1 protein-coding gene is annotated in these 1202 nt (G+C 62.1%); it reads left to right on the top strand.

What is annotated here, in order from left to right; all coding sequences use genetic code 11:
* The first annotated feature begins 65 nt into the window (after positions 1–65).
* Positions 66–1171 (top strand): IS3 family transposase gene (locus C8D93_RS20285; protein ID WP_110267097.1). Its coding sequence is split into 2 segments (ribosomal slippage): positions 66–324 and positions 324–1171, totalling 1107 coding nucleotides; the frame shifts between segments, so codons are not numbered across the junction.
* Positions 1172–1202: the final 31 nt, after the last annotated feature.

The following is a 1202-nucleotide window of genomic DNA, read 5'->3' as shown; positions in this document are numbered from 1 at the left end:
CGACGTTACCCCGTCATTGAGTAGCACGGTGATTTAGAGTCCGACCCAAGACTAGGAGGTCGGACGTGAAGAAGCGGTACAGCGAAGAGCAGATCATCGGATTTCTGAAGGAAGCGGATGCCGGGGTGCCGCTGAAGGACCTGTGTCGGCGGCACGGCTTCTCGGAAGCGAGCTACTACCTCTGGCGCAGCAAGTTCGGCGGCATGGATGTGTCGGACGCCAAGCGGCTCAAGGCGCTGGAAGCGGAGAACGCGAAGCTGAAGAAGCTGCTGGCGGAGAGCCTTCTGGAGGCGGAGGTCGTCCGCGAGGTTCTGAGAAAAAAGTGGTAACCGCACCGGCTCGTCGCGAGGTGGTGCGGGTCATGAAGGGTCGAGGAATGAGCGAGCGGCATGCGCTGCGCGTCGTGGGCATGAGCGCGTCGGCGCTGCGCTATGTACCCAGGCCCGATGGCAATGCCGAATTGCGCCAGCAGATCGTCGATTTGGCGCAGCGGCATCGCCGTTACGGTGCGCCGATGATCTATCTGAAGCTGCGCCAATCTGGGCAGAGGATTAATCACAAGCGTGTCGAGCGGCTGTACGCTCTGGAGAAGCTGCAGGTCCGTCGGCGCCGGCGCAAGAAGATCCCGCCGGCGGGTCGTCAGCCGCTGATCCGACCTGGCACAGCCAACGAGGTCTGGTCGATGGATTTCGTCTTCGACCGTGTCGCCACGGGCCGAGGGATCAAGTGCTTGGCAATCGTCGACGATGCAACGCACGAGGCCATCGCCGTGATCCCCGAGCACAGCATCGGTGGCGACCATCTGGTGCGGTTGCTCGACGAGGTCTGTGCTGTCCGTGGCCGACCTTCGATCATCCGGACCGACAACGGCAAAGAGTTCACCGGGCGAGCCATGCTGACCTGGGCACATCGCCATGGCATCGCGCTACGGCTGATCGAGCCGGGCAAGCCGAACCAGAACGCCTACATCGAATCCTTCAACGGCCGGCTACGCGACGAATGCCTCAACGAGCACTGGTTCGTCAGCCTCAACCATGCACGGGTTGTGATCCGCGCATGGGCGAAGGAATACAACGAGGAACGACCGAAGAAAGCACTCGGCGGGCTGACGCCCGCCGACTATGCACGGCAGCTCGCTGCCACAGCGATATCATCAACTCACGGGCTCTAATCGAAACGCTACTCAACGCGGGGTAACGTCG

Origin of the sequence: Sinimarinibacterium flocculans (assembly GCF_003201205.1) — a bacterium.
Classification (GTDB): domain Bacteria; phylum Pseudomonadota; class Gammaproteobacteria; order Nevskiales; family Nevskiaceae; genus Solimonas; species Solimonas flocculans.
The sequence above is the reverse complement of the archived record's forward strand: the minus strand, read 5'-3'. Positions and strand labels throughout refer to the sequence as shown.